Here is a 23,498-nt window from a genome sequence, read left to right as displayed (position 1 = left end):
GAGTAGGAAGCTTATCGATGCCTGTCTAAGCCCTCTTTTGTATGGATTGATACTCGTCCGGCATAGCCCCTATGCCCACCCCGAGCGGATGACCCCCAGCAGCCTGCCGAGTGCCGGGTTCCGCATCTCGCGGCTCCAGATTGCGTACAACTCGACGACATCCGATTCCACGTCGGCCAACCGGAGGTAGGACACGCCTGCCATGCCCAGCAGCTTCGCGGACTCAGGCACGAACGCCACTCCCCTGCCGGCGGCGACGAGGGCCACCATAGTCAGAATCTGGCTCACGGTGTGAACGACGTTTGCGTGTTCGATAGGAACCGTCCGAACCACCAGGTCATAGAAGTACCTCGCCTGGATCGGCGAATGCATGATCAACGGAATGTTCTTCAGGTCGGCGACTACCGGCGCACGGTTGAGGCCATCCAGCACATGCCCTATTGGGACGGCAAGCAGGAGATCCTCGGTGAACAGCAGATGGGACTCGAACAGGTCCTCATCGAAAGCCGGGCGCGCGAGCCCGAGATCAAGATCGCCGTCGGAAATAGCCGCCAGCTGATCGCCGGTCACGAGCTCCTGAAGCTCCACGTCGACGTCGGGCAGTTCAGCCGCGATCTCCGCCAGCAGCGGGCCCAGGAGGCTGAACCCGGACGCGGCCGTAAACCCGACCCGCAGCTGGCCGGACTTGCCCGCAGCGATACGCTGCGCGGTCTTGGGCGCGCGCTCCGCAGCGACAATCAGCTTCCGCGCCTCGGCCAGGAACGCCCGGCCGGCCGGCGTCAGCGACACCTTCCGGTTGTCGCGCTCGAGAAGTTCGACGCCGACACTCCGCTCCAGCTTCTGGATCTGCCTGCTCAGCGGTGGCTGCGTCATATTGAGCCGCTCTGCGGCGCGACCGAAGTGCAGTTCCTCGGCGACCGCTATGAAACTTTTGGCCTGATCGAGCGTGAACATGATGCGCCCCAAGTATCAATCGGTGCTTTTTGCGGTCTTGAGACGCATCATATCGCCCCTTCCTTGAGGGGCCGCCAAAAGTGCTAGCTGATAGGCGTAACGAGAGTGGAATCGCGGAGGTAGCTGCGCAGATTATGCAGCGTGAGTGCGGCCATGTCCGCTCGGGTCTCGCGGGTTCCGCTTCCTACGTGCGGAAGCAGCACCACGTTGTCCAGTGCCATCAGCTCGGCGGGCACGTGTGGCTCGTTCGCGAACACGTCCAGGCCCGCCCCTGCCAGGCGTCCCTCCTGAAGGGCCGCGATGAGTTCAGGCTCGTCCACCACGCTGCCGCGGGCGATGTTAACCAGGTATCCGTCAGGGCCGAGCTTCTCGAGAACATCAGCGTTGACCAGCCCCGCCGATTCCGGGCCGCCTGCCGCTGCAATAACAAGTACCTCGACGGCGGAAGCGAGTTCCGCCGGCGACGACTGGTACGTGTAGGGCGAGCCCTCGACCGGGCGGCGGTTGTGATAGTGGATCTCGCAGCCGAACCCCTCAAGGCGTGCAGCGATCGCCTTGCCGATCCGCCCCAACCCGAGGATGCCGACCTTTCGGCCCGACGCACGGACGGTCAACGGGAAGGATGGGATCCGCGCCCACTCCCCGCGCCGTACAAAACGGTCTGCCGCACTGGTTCCGCGAAGAACGTCCAGGTAGAGGGCCAGGGCGGTGTCCGCCACGCAGTCGGTGAGGACGTCGGGAGTGTTGCTAATAGCGATGCCGCGCTCGTTCGCCTGGGCGACGTCGGTTGCGTCGTAACCGACACCGAAGTTGACTATGACTTCGAGGTTCGGCAGTTGTCGCATCAGTTCGGTATCCACGCCTACCCGACCGGAGCAGACCGCGATGCGTACCCCGTCGGCGTGCTGCTCGAGGAAGTCCTCGCGTTCCGCACCTTCGGGCAGGCGCAGCGCGCCGAATTCATCGGCGAGCGCTGCAGCGACGGCAGGATTGACGGGACCGACCTGCAGGATCTGCTGGCCGTTCGCCTTTGAACGGTTTTCGGAGTGCTCAGCTGTGTCGATACTCATGGAGCGACAGTAGAAAAGCCCACCATTTCGGTCCAACACGGAATTAGCATGGATCGATACCTCTGAGGCATGGATCACAAAGTTCCGCGAAACGGCGCGGAACTTCTTCGGGAACCGCATCGTTCCGCTTGATTCCGGGCTTCTTCACACTTGTTTCGCCTCTTGACTCGCCGTGATGACAATCACAAAGTTGGGTCACAGCCGGCATTTATCCCAGTTTCACCGGCTTTCATCACTGGCTCCTTCGGAGGAAACAATGACGTTTGAACCCACTTCCGGGTCATCGGAAAAGACGGGCTCGGCCAAGCGCCGTCTGGCCCTAGCCCTGACATCCGCGGCGGTCGGCAGCACCATGCTGCTGAGCGGCTGTGCGGTGGCCAACTCGGAGAATGCCGAAGGCAGCACCGCCGAGGCTTCGGACACCCTGCGGGTGGTCCTTCAGCAGGAGCCGCCGACGCTGGAGCCCTGCGAGTCCAACCTGACCAGCACCGGCGTGATCGACCGCTCCACCATCACCGAGCCCCTCGTCGAGCGCAATCCTTCAACCGGTGAACTGGAGCCCAAGCTCGCCACCGAGTGGAGCTCCGAGGACGACACCACCTGGACCTTCAAGCTGCGCGAAGGCGTAACCTTCCATGATGGCAGCGACTTCACGGCTGAAGACGCCGCGCACACCATTGAGCGCGCGGTCAACTCCCAGCTTGGCTGCAACGTGGAAGGCTACGTCTTTGGCGACGACGACCTCACCGTCGAGGTCGTCGATGACACTACACTCAGCGTGACCGCTGTCGGGCCGGACCCCATCCTGCCTCTGCGGTTGTCGTTCCTCGAGGTTGTCCCCAGCGAGACCTCCGACACCGAGAAGGTCCGGGAACCGATCGGCACGGGGCCGTACAAGCTCGATGAGTGGCAGGCCGGCCAAAAGATCACCGTGTCCGCCTACGACGGCTACTGGGGTGAGGCGCCCGCCTTCCCGAAGGCCGAGTATCAGTGGCGTGCAGAGGGCACCGTGCGCGCTGCAATGGTCACCTCGGGCGAGGCCGACATCGCGATGGGCCTCAGCCCTGAAGACAACATCGGCGACCTTGGCGTCCCCTACCCCAACAACGAGACCGTCGCGCTGCGCATGCACACGGACAAGCCTCCGTTCAATGACATCCGCGTCCGTCAGGCCGTGAACTACGCGATTGACAAGGAAGGCATCGTGGCGAGCCTGTACGGCGGACGCGAGAAGGTTGCCGCGCAGCTGGTACCCGAAGGCATCGTCGGCCACAATGCAGGACTCGAAGGTTGGCCGTTCGACCTCGAGCAGGCCAAGTCCCTGGTTGCCGAAGCGCAGGCCGACGGCGTCGACACCAGCGCCCCCATCAGCCTGATCGTGCGCAATGCACAGTTCCCAAAGATTCAGGAACTGGGCCAGGTGCTCCAGGAGCAGCTGAAGCAGGCCGGCCTGAACGTCGAGCTCAAGATGCTCGAGACCAGCCAGCACCTGCAGTACCAGGTACGCCCCTTCGTTGAAGACGAAGGCGCCATCCTGCACATGACGCAGCACGGCAACCAGGCCGGTGACGCGGCGTTCACGGTGGACCAGTACATGCTCACCGACGGCGCTCAGAGCGCCTTCGGCACGCCTGAGCTGGACGCCATGATCCAGGAAGCCAATGCGGCAACCGGAGACGAACGCCAGAGCGCGTTCGAGGAAATTTTCGCCTACCAGAACGAAGAGGTTGTCCAGTTCGCCCACATCATGCACCAGACCGGCATGATCGGAAAGGCCGAGACCATCGACTACGAGCCGAACTCGTCCACCGGTGACGAGCTGCGCCTGGCCGAGATCAAGCCCGCGCAGTAGCGGTCAACCAACGGAGTGGAATAGGAGGGGGAAGCCATGCTGACCTATCTGCGGAAACGTATCGTTTCCAGCGCATTGCCGCTGGTTGTAGTTGTGATCGGAGTCTTCGCGCTGGCAAGGATGACCGGTAACCCGGCCAGCCTGTATCTGCCGTTGAACGCCACCGAGCAGATGCGCGAGGACTTCGCAACGCGAAACGGCCTGGACCAGCCTCTGCTGGTGCAGATGGCCGACTACTTCGGCGGCGTGCTGCAGCTGGATTTCGGCACCTCTCTCCGGACGGGAGAGTCCGCGGCGGCAATGGCGCTGCGGGCTTTCCCGGCCACCCTTCAGCTGGCTCTCACCACAATGATTTTGGCCATCGTCCTGGCGGTCATTGTGGGAAGCTGGGCGGCCCTGAAGCCCAACGGGATCGCGGACCGGATCGCCAGCTTCGTGTCGATGGCAGCGGCCTCCATCCCGGACTTCTGGCTCGCCATCGTCGGCATCTGGATCTTCGCGATCTCCCTCGGCTGGCTGCCGACCTCCGGCGTCGTCGGAGCCGAGGCATGGATACTGCCCATAGCCACCCTGGTGATGCGGCCCTTCGGGGCGCTGGTCCAGGTGGTGCGCGGGGCAATGGTGTCCGCACTGTCCGAGCCCTACATCAAGCTCGCCCGCAGCAAGGGCGCGTCGCAGAAGCGGGTTGTCACCCGGCACGCGCTACGCAACGCGGCAGCTCCGGCCCTCACCGTTGCCGGTGACCTCATGGTGGGGCTCGTCAACGGCGCGGTCGTCGTCGAGACCATCTTCGGTTGGCCGGGAATCGGAAAGCTGATGATCGACTCCATCCTGCAGCGCGACTTCGCGGTTCTCCAGGCCGCCGTACTGCTGACCGCAATCGCCATCTTCGTGCTGAACATCCTGATCGACCTTGCCTACGCATTGCTTGACCCGCGGGTTCGGCCGGCAAGCGCCTCAGCCCGACGGAAGAAGGCACCCGCCCGGCCGGCTGCTCCCGCCGACCCCACGCCTACCGCGACAGCCCAGGCATAGGAGAAGACGATGACTCGAACCTCTAGCACCGCAGCCGGGGCCCACGGAAGTTCCAGGAGCAAGGGCACCGCCGCCAAGAACAACCACCCGAGCATGCTGCGCATGCTGCTCCGCGACAAGTTCGCCTCAGCGGGAGCGATCATCCTGCTCATTGTGCTGGCAACCGCTGTTTTCGGGCCGATGCTGATGGGGGAACTGGCAACGCGCCAGAACCTGCTGTTCGCAAACAAGGCCCCGTTCGACCCAGCCAACGGCTGGGAGTATCTCCTCGGTTCGGATTCACTGGGCCGGTCGGTTCTGGCGCGGCTCGTTGTCGCCACCCAAACCACGCTCCTGGTTGCCATCCCCGCTGTGGCGATTGCCCTTCTGATCGGTTCCCTGTGGGGAATCTGGGCCGGCTACCACCGCGGCTGGCGCGAGAACGTCTCGATGCGCATCGCCGACGTGATCATGAGCTTCCCCTCCCTGCTGCTCGCCGTCGTCGTGCTGTATGTCTTCAACCCCTCGATCGCGAACATCGTGCTCATTCTCGCCCTGACCCGTATCCCGATCTACCTCAGGACGGCACGGGCCGAGTCAGCCGAGCTGCAAAGCCGCACCTTCGTGGACGCGGCCCGCACCTTCGGCGCCAAGCCCAACGCGATCATCCGTCGCCACGTGGTCCCGGTGGTTACGCCCACCCTGCTCACGCTGGCCACCCTCGAGTTCTGCTATGTGATGCTCGCCGAGTCCTCGCTGTCCTTCCTCGGGATCGGTATCCAGCCGCCGGATGTCTCCTGGGGCCTCATGGTGGCCCAGGGACGGCAGTACCTGCAGACCGCCTGGTGGCTGTCCATCTTCCCGGGCCTCGCCATCGTGATCACGGCGATCGCAGCGAACATGCTCGCCGCCTGGCTGCGCATCGCGACCGATCCCGGACAGCGCTGGCGCCTCGCCCTCCCGGGCCGCAAAAAATTTGTGACCCGCCTTGCTGCCAAGGAGTCAAAGTGACCATGACGGAAACAACTGCACCCACCCGCCACTCCGAGGGCACCCATCCCGTGGTCCTCAAGGTCGACGGACTCAACGTGGACATCCGCACTCCGTTCGGAACGGTACGGGCGGTCAGCTCGGCAGGCTTCGAGGCCCGCGCAGGCGAAACACTCGCCCTTCTGGGTGAATCCGGCTGCGGCAAGTCCATGACGGCCAAGGCGATCGCCGGAGTCCTGGACCCGGTAGCCCACGTCGCTGGCGGCTCCATGGAGCTCGAGGGCAAGGACCTCGCCCCCATGAACGCTAAACAGCGGCGGAAGATCGCCGGCTCTGAGCTGGGAATCGTGTTCCAGGACGCGCTGACCGCGCTGAACCCCGTCTACCCCGTAGGCGTGCAGATCGGCGAAGCGTTCCGGATCCACCGCGGCCTTTCCGCCTCCGAAGCCCGGCAGGAGGCCATCAAGCTGATGGCTCGCGTGGGTATCCCCCAGCCTGAGTCGCGCGTGGATTCCTATCCGCACCAGTTCTCCGGAGGCATGCGCCAGCGCATCCTCATCGCAATAGCGGTGGCCCTCAGCCCGCGGCTGCTCATCGCCGATGAGCCGACCACCGCGCTGGACGTTACCGTGCAGGCACAGATCATGGATCTGCTGCGCCGCCTACGCGAAGAAGAGGACATGGCGGTTGTGCTCATCACGCACGACCTCGCCGTCGTCGCCGAAGAGGCCGACACCGTGTGCGTGATGTATGCCGGGAACGTCGTCGAATCGGGCCCGGTTGACGAGGTCTTTGCCGACCCCAAGCACCCGTACACCAAGGGACTGCTTGAGTCGGTGCCGACGGACGCCGAGCGCGGCTCAACGCTCTCGTCGATTCCCGGCAGCCCACCGGAGCTGAAGAACATCCCGCCCGGCTGCGTCTACCAGGACCGCTGCCCGCTGGTGCAGGAACTGTGCCGCGCAAAACGCCCGGCCCTGCGGGAAACCGCTCCTGGGCGCTCCGCCGCCTGCCATTTTTCCGAACTTCTCAATCCCGAGACGTCACTGAAGGAAGTCCGAGCATGACCGCTCAGCTAGAGCGTGACCAGAAGGCCGAAACTGCCGCCCTCGAGGTCCGCGACGTCACCAAGATCTTCCACGTTGCCCGCAGCGGCTCCGGCAGCAACGAGCTGCGTGCGCTGGACGGCATCAACCTGTCCGTGGGCCGCGGGGAGACCCTCGGCCTGGTGGGCGAGTCCGGCTGTGGAAAGTCCACTCTTGCCCGCACCCTGATGCTGCTGGAAAAGCCCGACGCCGGCACGGTCACCTTCGACGGCGCCGACCCCTTCAGTCTGCGGGGCAAGGAGCTGCTTGCCTGGCGGCGCAGGGTACAGATGGTGTTCCAGGACCCGTTTGCGTCACTGAACGCCCGCATGACCGCCGGTGAAATCATCTCCGAGCCGTGGGCCACGCACCGCGACCTGTTCCGCTCGTCTTCCGAACGCCAGGCCCGCCTCCACGAGTTGCTGGAACTGGTGGGCCTGAGGGCATCCGATGCCAAGAAGTCGCCGCAGGAATTCTCCGGCGGCCAGCGCCAGCGCATCGGTATCGCGCGGGCGCTTGCGCTCAATCCCGAGCTGATCATCCTGGACGAGCCCGTGTCCGCACTGGACCTGTCCGTACAGGCCCAGGTGCTGAACCTGCTGAACGAGCTGCAGCAGAAACTGGGAGTGAGCTACATCTTCATCTCGCACGATCTGTCCGTGGTCCGCCACGTCACTGACCGCGTGGCTGTGATGTACCTTGGCCGGATCATCGAAACCGGCATCACCGAGGACGTGTTCGAGCGCCCGCTGCACCCCTACACCGCAGCGCTCATGTCGGCCTCGCCCAAGCTGAACGCTGCAGATCGCCCGACCGAGCGGATTGTGCTGCGCGGCGAGCTGCCCTCTCCCCTGGATCCGCCGTCGGGGTGCAGGTTCCGGACCCGATGCTGGAAGGCGCAGGACATCTGCGCACGTGTTGCACCGCCCGCGCAGACCGCCGAGCAGGCGGGAAGGGTGCACCTGGGCGTTCCTTCCATCCGGACCGGACAGGTTCCTTCGATTCACGCAGCCGAATGCCACTTCCCACTCGCGGATGCCGCAGAGGCCGGGCTCGCGCCTGTCCCTGCCGGTTCGTGAGCCCGGGAGAACTAACCATCCTGGCGGTGGCGGTCTGTGCCGCCACCGCCCTTCAGGGTTCCATCGGCTTCGGGGCCGGACTGGTTGCCGCACCCGTGATCGCCCTCATCGCGCCTGAACTGTTACCCGCACTGGTAGTGATGCTTGCGTGCCTGGTGACCATGCTTGTGACCTTCCGCGAGCGCGCACACCTGGACCTTCGCGGCGCTGCATGGGCGCTGGCGGGCAGGATTCCGGGCAGCGTGGTCGGTGCCTGGCTGGCGGTGGCTATGTCTTCCGCCGCGCTCTCCTGGCTGGTCGCGGTCAGCGTGCTGGTCGGAGTCGGTTCCGCGTTCCTCGGATGGCGCCCCGCTCCTACCCGACCCGCACTGATTGCTGCGGGCGGGCTGTCGGGCATTATGGGAACGGCAACCTCAATCGGAGGCGCCCCGATGGCGATCGTCTGGCAAGGCCAACCGCCGGCACGGCTTCGCGGCACGATGAGTGCTTTCTTCCTCGTCGGTTCGCTTGTCTCGGTCGGCCTGCTGGCCCTTGCCGGCACCGTCACCGCGGAGATCCTCAGCGCGTTCCTCTGGTTGGCTCCCGTGGTACTTCTCGGTTTCGGCATCTCGCGCTGGCTCAACAGGTTCCTCGACGCCGGGCGGCTGCGGTTGGTTGCCCTGCTTGCTGCAGGAGGTGGAGCGGGGCTGCTGATCATCCGGCTGCTCGCCGGCGGCTAGCAACCCCGCTGCATCCTCACCTCACCCGGTTGATCAGTTGCCCACCGGCGGCCAGTCGGTTCACGTTCTCTGCGATGTCCCGGGCCCGCTGTTCGAAGGTCGACCGGGCATGGCCCGAATAGTGTGGTGTCAGCACCACGTTGGGCAGCTCACCGAACGCGAAATCGGCGGGCGGTGTCCGTCCCGCGGCCGGTGCACCCCACCAGACGTCTATGGCTGCACCTCCGATCCGACGTTCCAGCAGCGCCCCATACAGAGCGGCCTGGTCAACCACAGGCCCACGGGCAACATTGACCAGCAGGGCGTCCGGCCGCATGGCCGCGAATTCCGGCACTCCGATCATTCCCTCGGTCGCTGCGGTCAGCGGAACAGTGACAACGACGACGTCGGACTCCGCCAGCAGGCGGGGCAGCTCACCGATGCCGCCCACCCAGCGGGGGCGGGCGCCGTCGTCGGGCAGGGGCGCCTCCGGGCGGCTACGGACGGCCACTATGTCCATCCCGAGCGCGGCGGCGAGGCGGGCTGTCTCACTGCCGATACCGCCGTAGCCCACAACCCCAAGCGTCATCGTGTCCAGGGTGCGGTGCAGCGGGACGTCGGGGTCGGTGGCGATCGTACGCCACACTCCGGCGCGCAGCTCCTCATCGGCTACGGGCAGCCTCCTGCTGAGCATCAAGATGGACATCAGCACATGCTCGGCGATGGAGCGTTCATGGTGGAAGGTGTTGGCTACGGCCACGGTCTCCGGAAGCGAGGCCACGGCAACCCGGTCCAAACCTGCTCCCGTCACCTGCACCAGGCGAGCGGTACAAGCTGCGGCCTCTTCGGCTTCCATGCGGGAACAGACAACGACGTCGGCGCCTGCCAGGATGGCTGTCCGCTCGGCCTTCGCCGTGCCATCCGTAAAGATCCACTCGTGATCGGGGGCGCCCGCCGTCAGGTGGTCGGCGAAGCGGGTGATGATCGGGTCAGTAACCGCTACTTTCAGCGTGCTTGTCTCCGCGGGCGCAGGTTCTGCTGCGGAGCTGGGGGCGCTCACCACCGCGGGCTCTTGAGCTCATAGTTCGGCTGCACACGCTGCATGTAGCCGGTGTCATCGCGTTCCGTGATGCCGCTGGCAACGTACTGGCGGTGCAGGCGCTCGAGCGCCTCCGGGTCGAGTTCAACGCCGAGACCCGGCGATGTGGGAACCGCAACGCTACCGTCCTTGAAGGTCAGGGCTCCCGGAAGGACAACGTCCTCGTCTTCCCGCTTCCAGGGCCAGTGGGTGTCACAGGCGTAGTCGAGGTTGGGCGTGGCCGCTGCCAGGTGCACCATGGCGGCCAGGCTGATGCCCAGGTGGGAGTTGGAGTGCATGGACAGCCCCAGTGCAAAGGTCTCTGCGATGCCGGCCAGCGTCTGGGACCGGCGTAGCCCTCCCCAGAAATGGTGGTCCGAGAGAACGACGTCCACCGAACCTGCCGACACGGCCGGCGGCACGTCGGCGAAGCTCACCACGCACATGTTCGTAGCCAGCGGCATCGGCACGTTCCGGCGGACTTCGGCCATGCCTTCGATGCCGGGCGTGGGGTCCTCGAGGTACTCAAGCACTCCCTCCAGGCGGCGCCCGATCGAGATTGAGGTATCCACGGTCCAGGCGGCGTTGGGATCGATCCGCAGGGCAAGTTCGGGGAACTCTGCACGCAGCGCCTCAATAGCCGCGGCCTCCTGGTCCGGTGCAAACACGCCGCCCTTGAGCTTGAGCGCAGAAAAGCCGTAGCCCGAGACCATGCGCTGAGCCTGCGCCACGATTCCTTCGGGATCGAGCGCCGCCCCCCAGCTGTCGTCGTCCTGTCCGGGGTGCCCCGCCCACTTGTAGAAGAGGTAACCGCTGAAGGGAACCGCATCCCGGACCGCGCCCCCGAGCAAAGTGCTGACAGGCACCCCAAGCAGCTTTCCCTGGATATCGAAGGCGGCGACGTCAAACGGTGACAGCACGCGGTCCGCCGTGGAGGATCCCGTAACCATGCCGCTCATGCCATGGCCGCCCTTGCTGGTGTCCGCAGCAAGCGCCCGGGTGATCCTGGCTCGGAGGTCGTTGACATTGAAGGGGTCGGCGCCGGCGAGGGCGTGGGCGGCAAGCTGCAGGCGCGCCAGATGGCCCGTATCGCCGTAGGTCTCGCCAAGTCCGGTCACTCCGGCATCGGTATGGATCTGCAGGATTGCCCGCAATGCGAACGGCTCGTGGACCCCGACCGTATTGAGCAGGGGCGGGTCTACGAACGCTACCGGGGTAATGGTGACCCCGGTGATGGCGGCCTGGCCATAGTGCGGGGAGCTTTCCTCAGTGCGGGCTCCTGCAGAAGTCAGCATCGGCTTCCTCTCTCGTAAAGTGTGATCCCGTTCACGCTAAACGCCGCTAATTCATGCTGTCCAAGCTAAAATCAGCACGAAATCATGCAAGGAGTGGATTCATGTTCTCCCTCATTCAGCTGGAGTCCTTCGTCGCCGTCGCCGAGGAACTGCATTTCGGAGCCGCAGCAGCGCGCCTCAATATGACACAGCCCCCGCTCAGCCGGCAGATCCAACTACTTGAGCGGGAACTGGACGCACAGCTCTTTGAACGCAACAGCCGGAAGGTTGAACTGACGGCGGCGGGCAAGGTGCTGCTGCCGGCCGCGCGCAGGGTACTGGACCTTTGCAGCAAGACCTCCCTCGACGTGCGGCGCGTGGCAACCGGCGAGGCAGGGTCCATAGTCATCGGATACACAGCAATCGCCGGGCAGGTTGCGCTGCCCGCGATCCTCCGTAAGGCAGGTGCCCAGATGCCGGGCGTCTCGCTGGTCCTGCGTGAAGCCGTATCCGTGGATCAATTGGACGCCCTGTCCCGCGGTTCGATCGACATCGGCCTCCTGCGCCCGATCGTTGCACGGCCGGGCGTTATCACCCGCCCCTTCATGGAGGACCGCCTCGTTGCGGCACTACCCGAGGGACACGAACTGGCAAGCGGGAACGGCGTATCCCTCCGGCAGTTGGATGGGCTGCCGCTCATGATGTACTCGACGGCCGAGGCCCGCTACTTCTACGACCTGGTCATGCGGCTCTACGAAAGTGCCGGCGTCCATCCGAGGATCACCCAGTTCGCCAGTCAGGCGCCCGCCCTGCTGGCGTTCGTAGCCGCCGGGCTCGGGGTCACCCTGGTTCCGGCATCGTCCAGGGATTTCGCTCCTCCGGGAGTGTGCTTCGAGGAACTGGTGGGCCAACCGGGGCTCGCCGACCTCAATCGCGCCGACCTGGACGTTGCATGGAGCGAATCAACAACCAACCCGGCAGTCATACGGCTGCTGGACATCATTCTCGAGGAAGGGTCCGGCCTAGCCGACGCAGGGCCTTCCCACTCCTTTTAGGCTCTTCCGCCAGAGACCGCATCGTGATACTGCGAGTGCATCACTCCATGCATATGTGGGCTTGGACACGCATCATTACCTCTTCGTAGAGTTTTCATCGGGCCATCGTGAGTGCCATCACATCAAGCGGTCCGAGAAGTAGAACAACGCCGTTCCTTACCGAGGAGTAACCAAGTCGTGAAAGAATCATTCACCCGCCGCACCATGCTGGCGACCACCGCAGCTGCCGGCGTACTGGCGCTGTCCGCCTGTGGAGGAAACGTCGGTGGGGGCGGCGACGCCGCCGAAGCTGAATTCCCCAGCGGCCCCGTCACCATCACCGTAGGACAGGATGCCGGCGGTTCGACCGACCGCATCGCCCGCCAGGTAGCCGAAGGCATGGCTGAAGACCTCGGCGTCGCAGTACCCGTGGTCAACAAGGCCGGCGCCAACGGAGCACTCGCCACCAAGGAAGTAGCGGCAATGGAGCCCAACGGGGAAAACCTCGTTCTCCTCAACGCCACCCTGATCACCATCACCTCCCTCACCGTTCCTGAGGGCGAGGCGGTCAGCCTTGACGATCTCGACGTCATCGCCGGCCTGTCGCAGGACGATTACGTCCTGGTTGCCAGCAAGGAATCCGGCATCGAGAACCTCGAGGATGTCAAGGCTGCAAGCGGCGACCTCAACTTCGGCACCACCGGTGTCGGCACCGGTTCCCAGCTGGCGCAGGCAGTCCTGTTCGCCCAGGCCGAGATTGAAGGCACCGCCGTTCCCTTCGACTCCGGCTCCCCCGCCCTGACCGCCGTCATGGGCGACCAGGTGGACGTAGCCACGATCCAGCTCGGTGAAGCCCTTCCGCAGATCGAGGCAGGCACCGTAACGCCGATCGTCACCTTCGCAGAAGAGCGCAGCGAGTTCCTCCAGGACGTACCCACCGCAGTCGAAGAGGGCTTCGACGTTCCTGTTTCCCAGTACCGTGCACTCGCAGCTCCCAAGGGCCTGCCTGAAGACGTGAAGGCACGCCTCGTCGAGTCCGTCGAAGCCACCCAGGCCACCGACGCCTACAAGGAGTTCAACGAGTCCAACATCCTCGCTCCGTGGGAAGTCTCCGGCGAAGAAGTAGTCGAGGAATGGAACGCCCTGGCAGAGCAGTACAAGGCTCTGATCGAGGAATACGACATCTCGCTCACCGAGTAGTCCCTCGCCCTGGTCCCAGCCGAACCATCAGCTGAAATGAGCATTGCCATGGAGCCCAAGCGCACCAACGACGCGGAAAACAGGATGACCGACGAGGTCACCGAAGTAACCGAAGCGGTAGACGCAAACACCGCGGACCGAACCGGTGGATCCCACCGGATCGGGGGTACTGAAGACAACCGCCAGTACACCGACTTCGAAGGCCCGGCGCCGATCCTCACTCCCGAGGAACTCGCTGCCGAATGGGCAGCGGAATCACCGCCGCCGTCCGGCCCGATCGCCAACCTCGCCGCGTCGTTGGTTGCCGTTGCCGTGGGCGTTGGAGGCATGGTTCTAGCTGTTGGACTCGGCCTCGGGAGCCCGGCACAGCCGGGCTCCGGGACCTGGCCGTTCATCATCTGCCTCATCATCACCGTCCTTGCCCTCGCGCAGCTGGTTGTCGGCCGGCGCGGGGGCCTGGACGGGGAGAAGTTCTCTCCCCTGTCGCGGATGGCCCTGTTCGGCTTCCTAAGCCTGCTGGGTCTGGTGTGGCTGATGCCGGTAATAGGCTTCGAGGTCCCCGCCCTGCTGCTGTGCTTCATCTGGATGAAGTTCCTCGGTGGTGAGACGTGGCGCGCCGCGACGCTGTATTCAGTGCTGATCGTCGCTGCCTTCTACGCAATCTTCATCCTGGGTCTGGGGACCAACATCCCCCACCTGCTCTAAAGACCCGAAGACCTAAGGACCTGCCATGGAATTCCTGAACCCGGTCATTAACGGCTTCGGCGTCGTTCTTGACCCCCAAAACCTGTTGTACTGCCTGCTGGGCGTCGTCATCGGCATGCTCATCGGCGTACTCCCGGGCCTCGGCCCGGCGGCGACCATCGCCATCCTCCTGCCCCTGACCTACGGCATCGAGCCGGTCACCGCAATCATCATGCTCGCCGGCATTTTCTACGGCGCGCAGTACGGCGGCACCATCACGTCCGTCCTACTGCGGCTGCCCGGCGAGGCAAGCTCGGTCGTCACGGTCTTCGATGGCTACGTCCTCGCCCGCCAGGGCAAGGCGGGAACCGCGCTCGGCATCGCAGCCATCGGTTCATTCATCGGCGGCACGGTCGCCATCATCGGCCTGACCCTGCTCGCTCCACTCGTGGCCAGCTTCGCCCTGGACTTCGGCCCGCCCGAATACACCGCACTGGCGCTGCTCGGCATCCTCCTGGTCGCCACCATCAGCGGCGGCAGCAAGATCAAGGCCCTGATCGCCGCAGCGGTCGGCCTGCTGCTGGCCACCGTGGGCCGGGACTTCATCACCGGCGCCGAGCGCTACACCTTCGGCAACCTCAACCTTGCTGACGGCCTGGACTTCGTTCCGATCGCCATGGGCCTCTTCGGAGTTGGTGAGATCCTCTACAACCTGGAGGAACGGCACCGTGCCGCCAGCGCTCCCGCCAAGGTCGCCAACGTCTGGCCCTCCCGCGCGGACCTCCGCAAGTCCTCGGGCGCAATCGGCCGCGGCTCCGTGCTCGGCTTCTTCCTGGGCATCCTTCCCGGTGGCGGCGCGACGATCTCCTCGATGGCTGCCTACGCCGTCGAAAAGAAGCGCTCCAAGAACCCCGAGCGGTTCGGCAAGGGCGCCGTCGAAGGCGTCGCCGGTCCGGAAACCGCCAACAATGCCGCGGCAACCAGCTCCTTCATCCCGCTGCTGACCCTCGGCATCCCCGCGAACGCCACGATGGCCATCATCTTCGGTGCCCTCCTGATCCAGGGCGTCACCCCCGGTCCCCAGCTGGTATCCGAGGACCCGGAACTGTTCTGGGGCGTCGTCAACTCGATGTACATCGGCAACATCCTGCTGCTGATCATGTCCATCCCTCTGGTTGGCCTCTTCGTCCGTATCCTGCGGGTGCGCGGCGCCATCCTGGCCCCGATCACCGCGCTGATCACCATTCTCGGCGCCTACACCATCCGCAACTCGATGTTCGACGTCCTGCTCGTGGTCCTCTTCGGCGCGCTGGGTTACCTCATGAAGAAGTTCGGCTTCGAACCCGGCCCACTCGTGCTGGCCTTCGTGCTGGGCGAACTGCTCGAGTCCAACCTCCGCCGTTCGCTGCTGATCCTCGATGGTGACGTCACCGGCTTCGCCACCCGACCGATCACCGCGGTGCTTCTGGTCATCTTCGTCTTCGTGGCACTCAGCCCGATGGTCCAGTCCGCTCTGAACAAGCGCAAGCACCGCGCCACAGCCCGCGTTACCGCAGATTCCTAGGAGATAAACATGAGCATCATGGTTGGCTACGTACCCACCCCGGTCGGCGAGGCCGCGGTCGCCTCGGCGATCTCCGAAGCCAAGCTTCGCGACCAGGAACTCCTGATCGTGAACTCGGTCCGCGAAGGCTCGCGCGTCGACAAGTCGGTTGCGAGCGACGAGGACCTGCAGCGCCTGAAGGATGCGGCAGACAGTGCCGGTGTCTCAGCGCGCGTCCTGCGGCCGTCACACCGCGACGACCTTGCCGACGAGATCCTGGAATTGGCGAGCGAGCACGATGTCTCCCTGATCGTCATCGGACTGCGCCAGCGCTCCCAGGTTGGGAAGTTCATCATGGGCTCGCACGCACAGCGGATCCTCCTTCAGGCCGACCGTCCGGTACTCGCGGTGAAGCCGTCCGAGAACCACTGAGGCGCCTGTTAGCAAGATGGCCCGGCGATAGCGGTATTCCGCTATCACCGGGCCTTTCTGCTATCCGGAAGGGTCTCAGCGCTGTCGGGCTGCCTGTCTGCCCGCGGTCAGGACGCTCCGGACTCCACGTCCAGTCGCTCCCGGGAGTTAGCGAGGTGCAGCCGCATGGCTGCAGCGGCGGTGAGCGGGTCACCTGCGGCGATGGCGCTGCGCACGGCCGCGTGCTCGGCGGCGACGCGCTGCAGCCTGGCCGACTGTCCGCCGTCGTCTGCAGGATCCAGCCGCTGGGGAGGCATGGCGATCATCGCGGGACCCAGCGCCTCAAGAGCGTCGACGAAGTAGAAGTTGCCGCTGGCCTCGGCAACAGCGCGGTGAAAAGCGAAGTCGCAGGACACAGCCGTGGCCGCGTGGTTGCCGGCAGCGCGGAACGCGGCCAGGGCGGCGTCGAGCGCCTCCAGATGCTCCGGCCTGCGGAGGGATGCGGCCAGCGCCGCCGCCTCGCTCTCGACGCCCGCGCGGAATGCCAGGAGCGACCGACGCTCGGTGAGGGTCCGGGGGCGGCGCATTCCGCCGCCCCCGGACTCCTCTTCAGATGCCGGCGGTGTCAGGGCGAAGCTGCCGCTCCCCCGCCGAGTGTGCACCAGCCCTTCGGCCTGCAGCCGGGAGATCGCCTCGCGGACAACGGTGCGGCTCACGCCGAACTCGGCGATCAGCGCGCTCTCGCTCGGCAGCTTCTCTCCGGAGGGGATTGTGCCGTCGATGATGCGGCGGCGCAGGCTGTCCACCAGCGATACGGCCAGCGTTTGTTTCATGCCGTTAATGCTGGCACGTCCGGAACCGTGCACGGGTTCGACGCCGGTGCAGGCTCAGCGTGTGCCAAACTCCACCGTGTCGGTGGTCCAGGCGCGCGCCTGGTCGCTGAAGGTGACGCCGAGGCCCGGACGCTGCGGGACGAGCATGCGGCCTTCCTTGGTTTCCAACCGCTCGTTGAAGAGCGGGTTGAGCCAGTCGAAGTGCTCCACCCAGGGCTCGCGCGGGTAGGCAGCAGCGAGGTGCAGGTGGATCTCCATGGCGAAGTGCGGGGCAAGGTCCAGCCCTGCCTGGTCTGCGAGGGCCGCAAGCCGCATGAACTGGGTGATGCCGCCGACACGCGGGGCGTCCGGCTGGATGATGTCACACGCGCGGGTGGCGATGAGCCGCTCGTGCTCAGCCACCGAGGCCAGCATCTCGCCGGTGGCGATCGGGGTATCAAGTGCGGCTGCGAGCGCGGCGTGGCCTTCGGCGTCGTAGGCGTCGAGGGGTTCTTCGATCCAGACCAGGTCGAACTGCTCCATCCTGCGACCCATCCGCAGTGCGGTGGCGCGGTCCCACTGCTGGTTGGCATCGACCATGAGCGGCACGTCGGGGCCGATGTGTTCACGCACTGCGGTCAGGCGGCGCAGGTCTTCGGCGTTGTCGGGCAGGCCGACCTTGATCTTGATGCCGCCGATGCCCTCCTCGATCGACTGGGTGGCGCGTGCCTTCACCTCGTCGATGGAGGCGTTGAGGAATCCGCCCGAGGTGTTGTAGGTGCGGACCGAGTCGCGGTAGGCGCCGAGGAGCTTGGCCAGGGGAAGACCGGCCCGCTTTGCCTTGAGGTCGTAGAGCGCGATGTCCAGCGCCGCGAGGGCCTGCGTGGCTACACCCGAACGTCCAACGGAGGCACCGGCCCAGAGCAGCTTGTTGTACAGCTTGGCGATGTCATTGGGGTCCTCGCCGATCATGGCGTCCGCCACCTCACGCGCATGGGCGTACTGCGCCGGCCCGCCCGCGCGCTTGGAGTAGGAGAAGCCGAGGCCGGATGCGCCCTGTTCGGTCTCGATCTCGGCGAAGAGGAACACAACCTCCGTCATCGGCTTCTGCCGGCCGGTGAACACCTTGGCATCGGAGATGGGGGTGCTCAGCGGGAGGGTTGCGGTCGATAGCTTGACGTAGCGGATGGCATCAGGCGTGTAGGACATGACAGGGCCTTCGGGAGGAGGAACGGGAGGATCGGGAGAACCGATGCGACTTATCCTATAACTCACAAACCTGTCATACAAGCGGGTCGGCCGAGAACGGCCCGTGCGCTAGTGCGACTCGACGATCTCCTCGTTGGGCGCGAACCGCCGGTTCCGCAGCACGGGCAGGAACTCACGGACCTCCTCGATCCGCTTCCGGTTCACCTCCGCAGTGACCAGTCCCTGCTCCTCATCATTGAGGAACGCGTGCGGCACACCCATGGGGTCCAGGATCACCGAGTGCCCGATGGTGTGGCTCGACGACGTACCTGCCGCCGCGATCCATACGGTGTTCTCGATCGCCCGTGCACGCAGCAGTGTCTCCCAGTGCTCAATCTTGTGGTCGCCCTTGAACCAGGCCGACGGCACCAGCACGACGTCGGCTCCGTGATCTGCCAGCGCCCGCGCCAGTTCCGGGAAACGGAGGTCGTAGCAGGTCATCAGCCCAACGGTCAGGTCACCTACGGGAACAACTGTGATGCCGCCGTTGCCCGGCTTGATCTGCCCGGACTCCTGGTAGCTGAAGGCGTCATACAGGTGGAGTTTGCGGTAGGTATCCACGATCCGGCCCGTCGCGTCGATCAGCACCAACGTGTTGTAGGGCCGGTCCTCTCCGCTGGACTCATAGCCTCCCGCAACCACAGCGATGTCCAGTTCCGCGGCAAGGAAGGACAGTTGCTGGACAAAGGTGGACCAGCCGGCGTCGACCGCTGCCGCTAGCGGACCCTCCACCTTGCCGATCGAAAACATCGACTCCTCGGGAAAGACCACCAACCCGGCTCCGTCAGCTTTTGCCTGCCGTGCCAACTCCCGCATGGTCGCGATGTTGGCGGCTACGTCGCCGCCCGGCCGGAATTGTCCCACACTGATCTTCATCGCGGGCCCTTTCGGATAGGAACTCTGGGGCTCCTTCAAGCGTACCGAAGAGCCGCCTGACAGGGGCCCCGTCTCAGAACTGCGGGTGCCAGACCTCGGTGCGGTTGCCGCTGACCGCAAGCGCTGTCCGCCAGCGGTCGAAGACCGAACAGGGGTGCGAAATGCCCAGATCAACGAGGTCACCAACCCGCAGCGCGTTGTCTCCCTCCACCACGGTGTGATGGTCAAACAGACGCACGACGACGCCGGCCGGCCCGGCCAGCGTCGTTCCATCGCGGTGGTGTGCCACCAGGGTGGGCAGGCCGGCGTCGTACGCCAGCTCCCGCTTGCCGGCGCCTAGGACGGCCCGCCCCTCTTCCGGCACGGAGACGACGACGGCGCGCACCACCGCGGCAGGCCGGAGGCCGGGCAGCGGGGAGACATCGGCGTAGGTGCCGTGGTCGTGGATGACATAGCATCCGGAACGGAGGACGTTGATCGCGCCATCGGGCAAGCGGAGCGCGGCGCGATCCTGGAACGCGGAGCCGCCGACGGAGAAGAGTGGCTCATCGGTCCCGAACGTTCCGCGTAGCAGTTCGAAGACGTCACGGGCGGTGCTGCAGTGGGCATCGATTGCTTCGAGGTTCTCCGGCGTGCGGCTGTTCGGGGCGATGCCCTCGTAGGCGCTCACTCCGACCAGGCGGAGGCTCCCCGCCGCTCGAATCTCACGAGCCAAGGTTCCCGCTTGGTCTGCATCCCGCACCCCGGTCCGACCACCGGCCACCCCGATGTCCACGAGGACATTCAACGCCCTGTCGGCACCCTCGAACCCCTCAGCGAGCACTTTAACCCCGGCGGCAGAATCAACCAGGCAGAAGAGCTCGAGTCCGGGGTGGCCCTCCAACAGGGCACGCAGCTGCGCAACCGACGGCGGAAACACAATCTCGTTGGCCACGAGGACCCGCCGCGCGCCCCAGCCGACGGCGAGCGAAGCCTGCGCCGCCGTCGCAACGGTAACGCCCCATGCCCCCGGCAGTTGCCGCTGGACGATCTCCCGCGTCATCGTTGTCTTGATGTGGGGTGCAAGGACCATGGAGTGTTCGGCCGCCCAGGCCTCCTTCAACGCAATGTTCGCCTCGATGGCTTCGACATCCAGCAACAGCTGGGGCAGGCTGGACAGGCGAAGGTCCGCACTGAGTGCGGGCGCCGTCGTCGTCATTGCTCTCCTTCTCCCGCACCCAGCGTCCACCCAGCCGGCGGAAAGGGCGCTCTCATGTGGCACTGCTACAGTCTCAGGCGGAAATCTACAGTAGGAGAGACTGTGAACAAGAAGTGGCTGCTGACCGCCGCCCTGGCCGCGTCGCTCGCCTTTGCGACCGGATGCGCAACCGATAACCAGGATGGAAGCGGCGGTGCCGAAGCCAGCAGCAGTGCGAGCGCTGCCGCAGAAGCCCCAACGCCGGACCTCGAGGGTATCCCCGACGTGGTCGCCGTGGTGAACGGCCAGGAGATCGCCAAGGATGAGTTCGTCACCTCCTATGAGGCGACCTTCAGCCAGATGTCCATGCAGGCGCAGGTCACCGGGCAGGAAGTGGACCAGGAGCAGCTGAAGACGCAGACGCTCGACAACCTGATCGGCAACAAGCTCCTCCTGCAGGAAGCTGACAAACGGGGCATCGAAGCCGGCGAGGAAGCCATTGCTGCCGCGAAGGATCAGCTTATCCAGGCCAACCAGTTTTCCACCGAGGAGGAGCTGTTTGCGGCCCTTGAGGAGCGCGGCATCCCGAAGGAGGAGGCTGACGAGCAGATCCGTCAGCAGGTACGCCTCGATGCCCTGCTCGCCGAAGAGGGCGCCGATGAAGCACCCGCCGAGGAGCAGCTCAAGGCCGCCTACGAACAGGCCAAGACGCAGGGCGGCTCAGCGGAGGGCGCGGAAGTTCCCACCTATGAAGAGATGAAGCCGCAGCTGGAACAGCAGGCAAAGCAGCAGAAGAAGTCGGAGGTCGCGGTCGCCCTGGTTGAGAAGCTGAGGGAAGCCGGCGACGTCGAAAGCAAGCTCTAGGCCTCGACACACCGACCGTAAACCGCACCGCTCGGAACAAATCGACCGGGCGGAAATAACCTTCGCAATCGCGACTTCTGGTTATTTCCGCCCGGTCGATTCTTGTTTCGAAACCGGGTCAGGCGCCGATCAGGTCGTTCACCACGATGGTCTGGTCCCGATCGGGTCCCACGCCGATGGCGGAGAACCGCGTACCGGACATCTTCTCGAGGGCGCGCACGTAGGTCTGGGCATTCTCGGGCAGGTCCTCGATGGTGCGTGCTCCGGTGATGTCCTCGGTCCAGCCGTCGAAGTACTCGAAGATCGGCTTGGCGTGGTGGAACTCGGTCTGCGTCATGGGCATCTCGTCGTGACGGACGCCGTCGACGTCGTACGCGACGCAGACCGGGATCCGCTCGATGCCCGTCAGCACGTCCAGCTTGGTCACGAAGTAGTCGGTGAAGCCGTTCACACGGGCAGCGTGGCGCGCCAGCACGGCGTCGTACCAGCCGCAGCGGCGGGGGCGGCCGGTGTTCACGCCGAACTCACCGCCGGTCTTCTGCAGGTAGATGCCCATCTCGTCGAAGAGCTCCGTGGGGAACGGGCCTGCGCCTACGCGGGTGGTGTAGGCCTTGATGATGCCGACGGCGCGGCTGATGCGGGTGGGTCCGATGCCGGAGCCCACTGAAGCGCCTCCCGCGGTGGGGTTCGACGACGTCACGAACGGATAGGTGCCGTGGTCAACGTCGAGGAACGTGGCCTGGCCGCCCTCCATGAGGACCACCTTGCCGGCGTCGAGCGCCTCGTTGAGCACGTAGGTGGAGTCGATGACCAGCGGACGCAGCCGCTCGGCGTAGGAGAGGAAGTACTGAACGATCTCGTCCACCTCGATGGCGCGGCGGTTGTACACCTTCACCAGCAGTTCATTCTTCTGCTTCAGGGACCCCTCGACCTTCTGGCGGAGGATCGATTCGTCGAAGACGTCCTGCACGCGGATGCCCACGCGGGCAACCTTGTCCATGTAGGAGGGGCCGATGCCGCGGCCGGTGGTTCCGATCGCACGCTTGCCGAGGAAGCGCTCGGTCACCTTGTCCAGGACCTGGTGGTAGGGGGCCACCAGGTGTGCGTTGGCGGAGACGCGCAGCTTAGAGGTGTCGGCGCCGCGGGCTTCCAGCCCGTCGATCTCCTGGAACAGGGCCTCCAGGTTGATGACGCACCCGTTGCCGATGATGGGAATGGCGTTGGGGCTCAGGATGCCGGCGGGAAGGAGCTTGAGCTCGTACTTCTCACCGCCGACGACGACGGTGTGCCCGGCGTTGTTGCCGCCGTTCGGCTTCACGACATAGTCCACGCGACCACCAAGCAGGTCGGTGGCCTTGCCTTTGCCTTCATCGCCCCACTGGGCTCCGACAATCACAATTGCTGGCATGGGATCCTCCCCCATCATCTGACGGCACTGAAGCGCAATGTTTGAGCGCAGCTATACCGCCGTGCACGAGAACGCCCCAAGACTAGCCATGTTTCAGCACCTTATATCAGCACCATGTTTGAGCAGGAAGTCCGGGGCTCTTACCACCCAAGTTTAGCGGACATCACACCCGTGGCCGCAGGCATGTCCACATAGCCGTTGATCCGGTGGTGTTGGGGGAACGGTCCGCGATAGCGTTCGGGCATGTCGGATTCCTCGCCGCGGGCACGCATCGGCATCTCCGGATGGCGGTATGCGCCCTGGCGCAAGTCCTTCTACCCCGCCGGACTTCCGCAGCGGCTTGAGCTCGAATATGCAGCTTCCCGCCTCGATACGATCGAGATCAACGGCACCTTCTACTCCCTCCAGCACCGCGACAGCTTCGTCCGCTGGCGCGAAACCGTGCCTGCGGACTTCCGGTTCTCCGTGAAGGGCCCCCGCTACATCACGCACATGCTTGGATTGCGCAACGCTGAAACTGCTCTCGCCAACTTTTTCGCGTCGGGTGTCCTCGCGTTGGGTCCCACCCTCGGTCCCGTCCTCTGGCAGCTTCCTGCCACCCGCCGCTTCGACGCGGATCTCGTGGACGCCTTCTGCGCGCAACTGCCGCGAACGACGACTGCGGCCGCCTCCATCGCTACCGGCCACGACGAGCGGCTCAAGGACCGCGACTGGGTGACGACGGACGCAGACCGCCCCCTCCGCCATGTCCTCGAGCCCCGGCACGAGAGTTTTGGCAGCCCGGAGTGCCTCGACGTTCTCCGACGGCACGGCGTGGGACTGGTGGTGGCCGATTCGGCAGGAAAGTGGCCGCAGTTCCGCGAGGTGACCGGCGACGTCGTCTATGTGAGGCTTCACGGCAGCACGGAGCTGTACACCAGTGGTTACACCGAAGCGGAACTGGATGAGTGGGCGGAGCTGTGCCGCGGCTGGCTGTCAGGCTCCTCCTGCCCAGACGTCCGAGGTCGGGACGTGTACGTGTACTTCGACAATGATGTGAAGGTGCATGCGCCGTTCAATGCGATCGGCCTGGCTGAGAGGCTTCGGTGAGCACCGCCGGATCATATCGTTGCCTTTGTGAATCAGCTAGAGGGTCCACGGAATTTCA

At 65.2% G+C, this 23,498-nt stretch carries 22 protein-coding genes; 13 read left to right on the top strand and 9 right to left on the bottom strand.

The window, feature by feature from the left end:
* Positions 1-69: 69 nt before the first annotated feature.
* Together GC088_RS01185 and GC088_RS01180 are read right to left on the bottom strand one after the other, a co-directional pair.
* Entirely contained in the window at positions 70-954 is an 885-nt protein-coding gene (locus tag GC088_RS01185; protein ID WP_323960098.1) for a LysR family transcriptional regulator, read from the bottom strand.
* Positions 955-1,037: 83 nt separating this feature from the next.
* Complete coding sequence (locus GC088_RS01180; RefSeq protein WP_323960097.1) at positions 1,038-2,024, bottom strand: 2-hydroxyacid dehydrogenase; 987 nt, start codon at positions 2,022-2,024, stop codon at positions 1,038-1,040.
* 256 nt (positions 2,025-2,280) lie between these two features.
* Between GC088_RS01180 and GC088_RS01175 the strand changes: the two genes are divergently transcribed.
* Genes GC088_RS01175 through GC088_RS01150 form a run of 6 tightly spaced genes read left to right on the top strand, consistent with a single transcriptional unit; the run spans position 2,281 to position 8,763 of the window.
* On the top strand, positions 2,281-3,876 hold the full coding sequence (locus tag GC088_RS01175; RefSeq protein ID WP_323960096.1) for an ABC transporter substrate-binding protein: 1,596 nt from the start codon (positions 2,281-2,283) through the stop codon (positions 3,874-3,876).
* Between the two features lie 36 nt (positions 3,877-3,912).
* The gene (locus tag GC088_RS01170; RefSeq protein WP_323960095.1) at positions 3,913-4,911 is read left to right on the top strand and encodes an ABC transporter permease; all 999 of its coding nucleotides are present in this window, start codon (positions 3,913-3,915) and stop codon (positions 4,909-4,911) included.
* Positions 4,912-4,920: 9 nt separating this feature from the next.
* Positions 4,921-5,901 carry an ABC transporter permease gene (locus GC088_RS01165; RefSeq protein WP_323960094.1) on the top strand — a complete coding sequence of 327 codons (981 nt, stop codon included), beginning with the start codon at positions 4,921-4,923 and terminating at the stop codon, positions 5,899-5,901.
* Between the two features lie 2 nt (positions 5,902-5,903).
* The gene (locus GC088_RS01160; RefSeq protein ID WP_323960093.1) at positions 5,904-6,947 is read left to right on the top strand and encodes an ABC transporter ATP-binding protein; all 1,044 of its coding nucleotides are present in this window, start codon (positions 5,904-5,906) and stop codon (positions 6,945-6,947) included.
* The gene (locus tag GC088_RS01155; RefSeq protein WP_323960092.1) at positions 6,944-8,044 is read left to right on the top strand and encodes an ABC transporter ATP-binding protein; all 1,101 of its coding nucleotides are present in this window, start codon (positions 6,944-6,946) and stop codon (positions 8,042-8,044) included. Before GC088_RS01160 ends, GC088_RS01155 begins: the two co-directional genes overlap by 4 nt.
* Positions 8,041-8,763: a sulfite exporter TauE/SafE family protein gene (locus GC088_RS01150; protein ID WP_323960091.1), complete on the top strand. Its 723-nt coding sequence runs from the start codon at positions 8,041-8,043 to the stop codon at positions 8,761-8,763. The genes GC088_RS01155 and GC088_RS01150 overlap by 4 nt, the downstream gene beginning before the upstream one ends.
* Before the next feature lie 16 nt (positions 8,764-8,779).
* Here GC088_RS01150 and GC088_RS01145 read toward each other — a convergent pair whose 3' ends face one another.
* Positions 8,780-9,802: a 2-hydroxyacid dehydrogenase gene (locus GC088_RS01145; protein WP_323960090.1), complete on the bottom strand. Its 1,023-nt coding sequence runs from the start codon at positions 9,800-9,802 to the stop codon at positions 8,780-8,782.
* A complete protein-coding gene (locus GC088_RS01140) occupies positions 9,799-11,115 on the bottom strand; it encodes a glucarate dehydratase family protein (protein WP_323960089.1) in 1,317 nt (438 codons plus the stop codon). The genes GC088_RS01145 and GC088_RS01140 overlap by 4 nt, the downstream gene beginning before the upstream one ends.
* Positions 11,116-11,216: 101 nt before the next feature.
* Here GC088_RS01140 and GC088_RS01135 point away from each other — a divergent pair, with 101 nt between their 5' ends.
* From GC088_RS01135 to GC088_RS01115, 5 genes are all read left to right on the top strand, one after another.
* Entirely contained in the window at positions 11,217-12,149 is a 933-nt protein-coding gene (locus GC088_RS01135; protein WP_323960088.1) for a LysR substrate-binding domain-containing protein, read from the top strand.
* A 177-nt stretch (positions 12,150-12,326) separates the two neighbouring features.
* Positions 12,327-13,328, top strand: a complete 1,002-nt coding sequence (locus GC088_RS01130) for a Bug family tripartite tricarboxylate transporter substrate binding protein (protein ID WP_323960086.1) — start codon at positions 12,327-12,329, stop codon at positions 13,326-13,328.
* 36 nt (positions 13,329-13,364) lie between these two features.
* Positions 13,365-14,033: a tripartite tricarboxylate transporter TctB family protein gene (locus GC088_RS01125; protein WP_323960085.1), complete on the top strand. Its 669-nt coding sequence runs from the start codon at positions 13,365-13,367 to the stop codon at positions 14,031-14,033.
* Between the two features lie 25 nt (positions 14,034-14,058).
* Positions 14,059-15,576: a tripartite tricarboxylate transporter permease gene (locus GC088_RS01120; RefSeq protein WP_323960084.1), complete on the top strand. Its 1,518-nt coding sequence runs from the start codon at positions 14,059-14,061 to the stop codon at positions 15,574-15,576.
* 9 nt (positions 15,577-15,585) lie between these two features.
* Positions 15,586-15,987 (top strand): universal stress protein, encoded by a 402-nt coding sequence (locus tag GC088_RS01115; RefSeq protein WP_323960083.1) that lies wholly within the window; start codon positions 15,586-15,588, stop codon positions 15,985-15,987.
* Positions 15,988-16,094: 107 nt separating this feature from the next.
* Here the strand turns inward: GC088_RS01115 and GC088_RS01110 are convergent, their stop codons facing one another.
* From GC088_RS01110 to GC088_RS01095, 4 genes are all read right to left on the bottom strand, one after another.
* Positions 16,095-16,799 (bottom strand): FadR/GntR family transcriptional regulator, encoded by a 705-nt coding sequence (locus tag GC088_RS01110; RefSeq protein WP_323960082.1) that lies wholly within the window; start codon positions 16,797-16,799, stop codon positions 16,095-16,097.
* Positions 16,800-16,853: 54 nt separating this feature from the next.
* A complete protein-coding gene (locus GC088_RS01105; RefSeq protein WP_323960081.1) occupies positions 16,854-17,987 on the bottom strand; it encodes an L-talarate/galactarate dehydratase in 1,134 nt (377 codons plus the stop codon).
* A 108-nt stretch (positions 17,988-18,095) separates the two neighbouring features.
* The gene (locus tag GC088_RS01100; RefSeq protein WP_323960080.1) at positions 18,096-18,902 is read right to left on the bottom strand and encodes a carbon-nitrogen hydrolase family protein; all 807 of its coding nucleotides are present in this window, start codon (positions 18,900-18,902) and stop codon (positions 18,096-18,098) included.
* A 73-nt stretch (positions 18,903-18,975) separates the two neighbouring features.
* A complete protein-coding gene (locus GC088_RS01095; RefSeq protein ID WP_323960079.1) occupies positions 18,976-20,100 on the bottom strand; it encodes an alanine racemase in 1,125 nt (374 codons plus the stop codon).
* Positions 20,101-20,202: 102 nt separating this feature from the next.
* Here GC088_RS01095 and GC088_RS01090 point away from each other — a divergent pair, with 102 nt between their 5' ends.
* Positions 20,203-20,943, top strand: a complete 741-nt coding sequence (locus tag GC088_RS01090; protein ID WP_323960078.1) for a SurA N-terminal domain-containing protein — start codon at positions 20,203-20,205, stop codon at positions 20,941-20,943.
* Positions 20,944-21,061: 118 nt separating this feature from the next.
* Here the strand turns inward: GC088_RS01090 and GC088_RS01085 are convergent, their stop codons facing one another.
* Entirely contained in the window at positions 21,062-22,351 is a 1,290-nt protein-coding gene (locus GC088_RS01085; protein ID WP_323960077.1) for an adenylosuccinate synthase, read from the bottom strand.
* A gap of 243 nt (positions 22,352-22,594) precedes the next feature.
* Between GC088_RS01085 and GC088_RS01080 the strand changes: the two genes are divergently transcribed.
* Entirely contained in the window at positions 22,595-23,440 is an 846-nt protein-coding gene (locus GC088_RS01080; protein WP_323960076.1) for a DUF72 domain-containing protein, read from the top strand.
* Positions 23,441-23,498: the final 58 nt, after the last annotated feature.

Origin of the sequence: Arthrobacter sp. JZ12, from assembly GCF_035189165.1 — a bacterium.
Taxonomy (GTDB): Bacteria; Actinomycetota; Actinomycetes; order Actinomycetales; family Micrococcaceae; genus Arthrobacter_D.
Note: the sequence above shows the minus strand (reverse complement) of the source record. Positions and strands in the feature narration are given on the sequence as shown.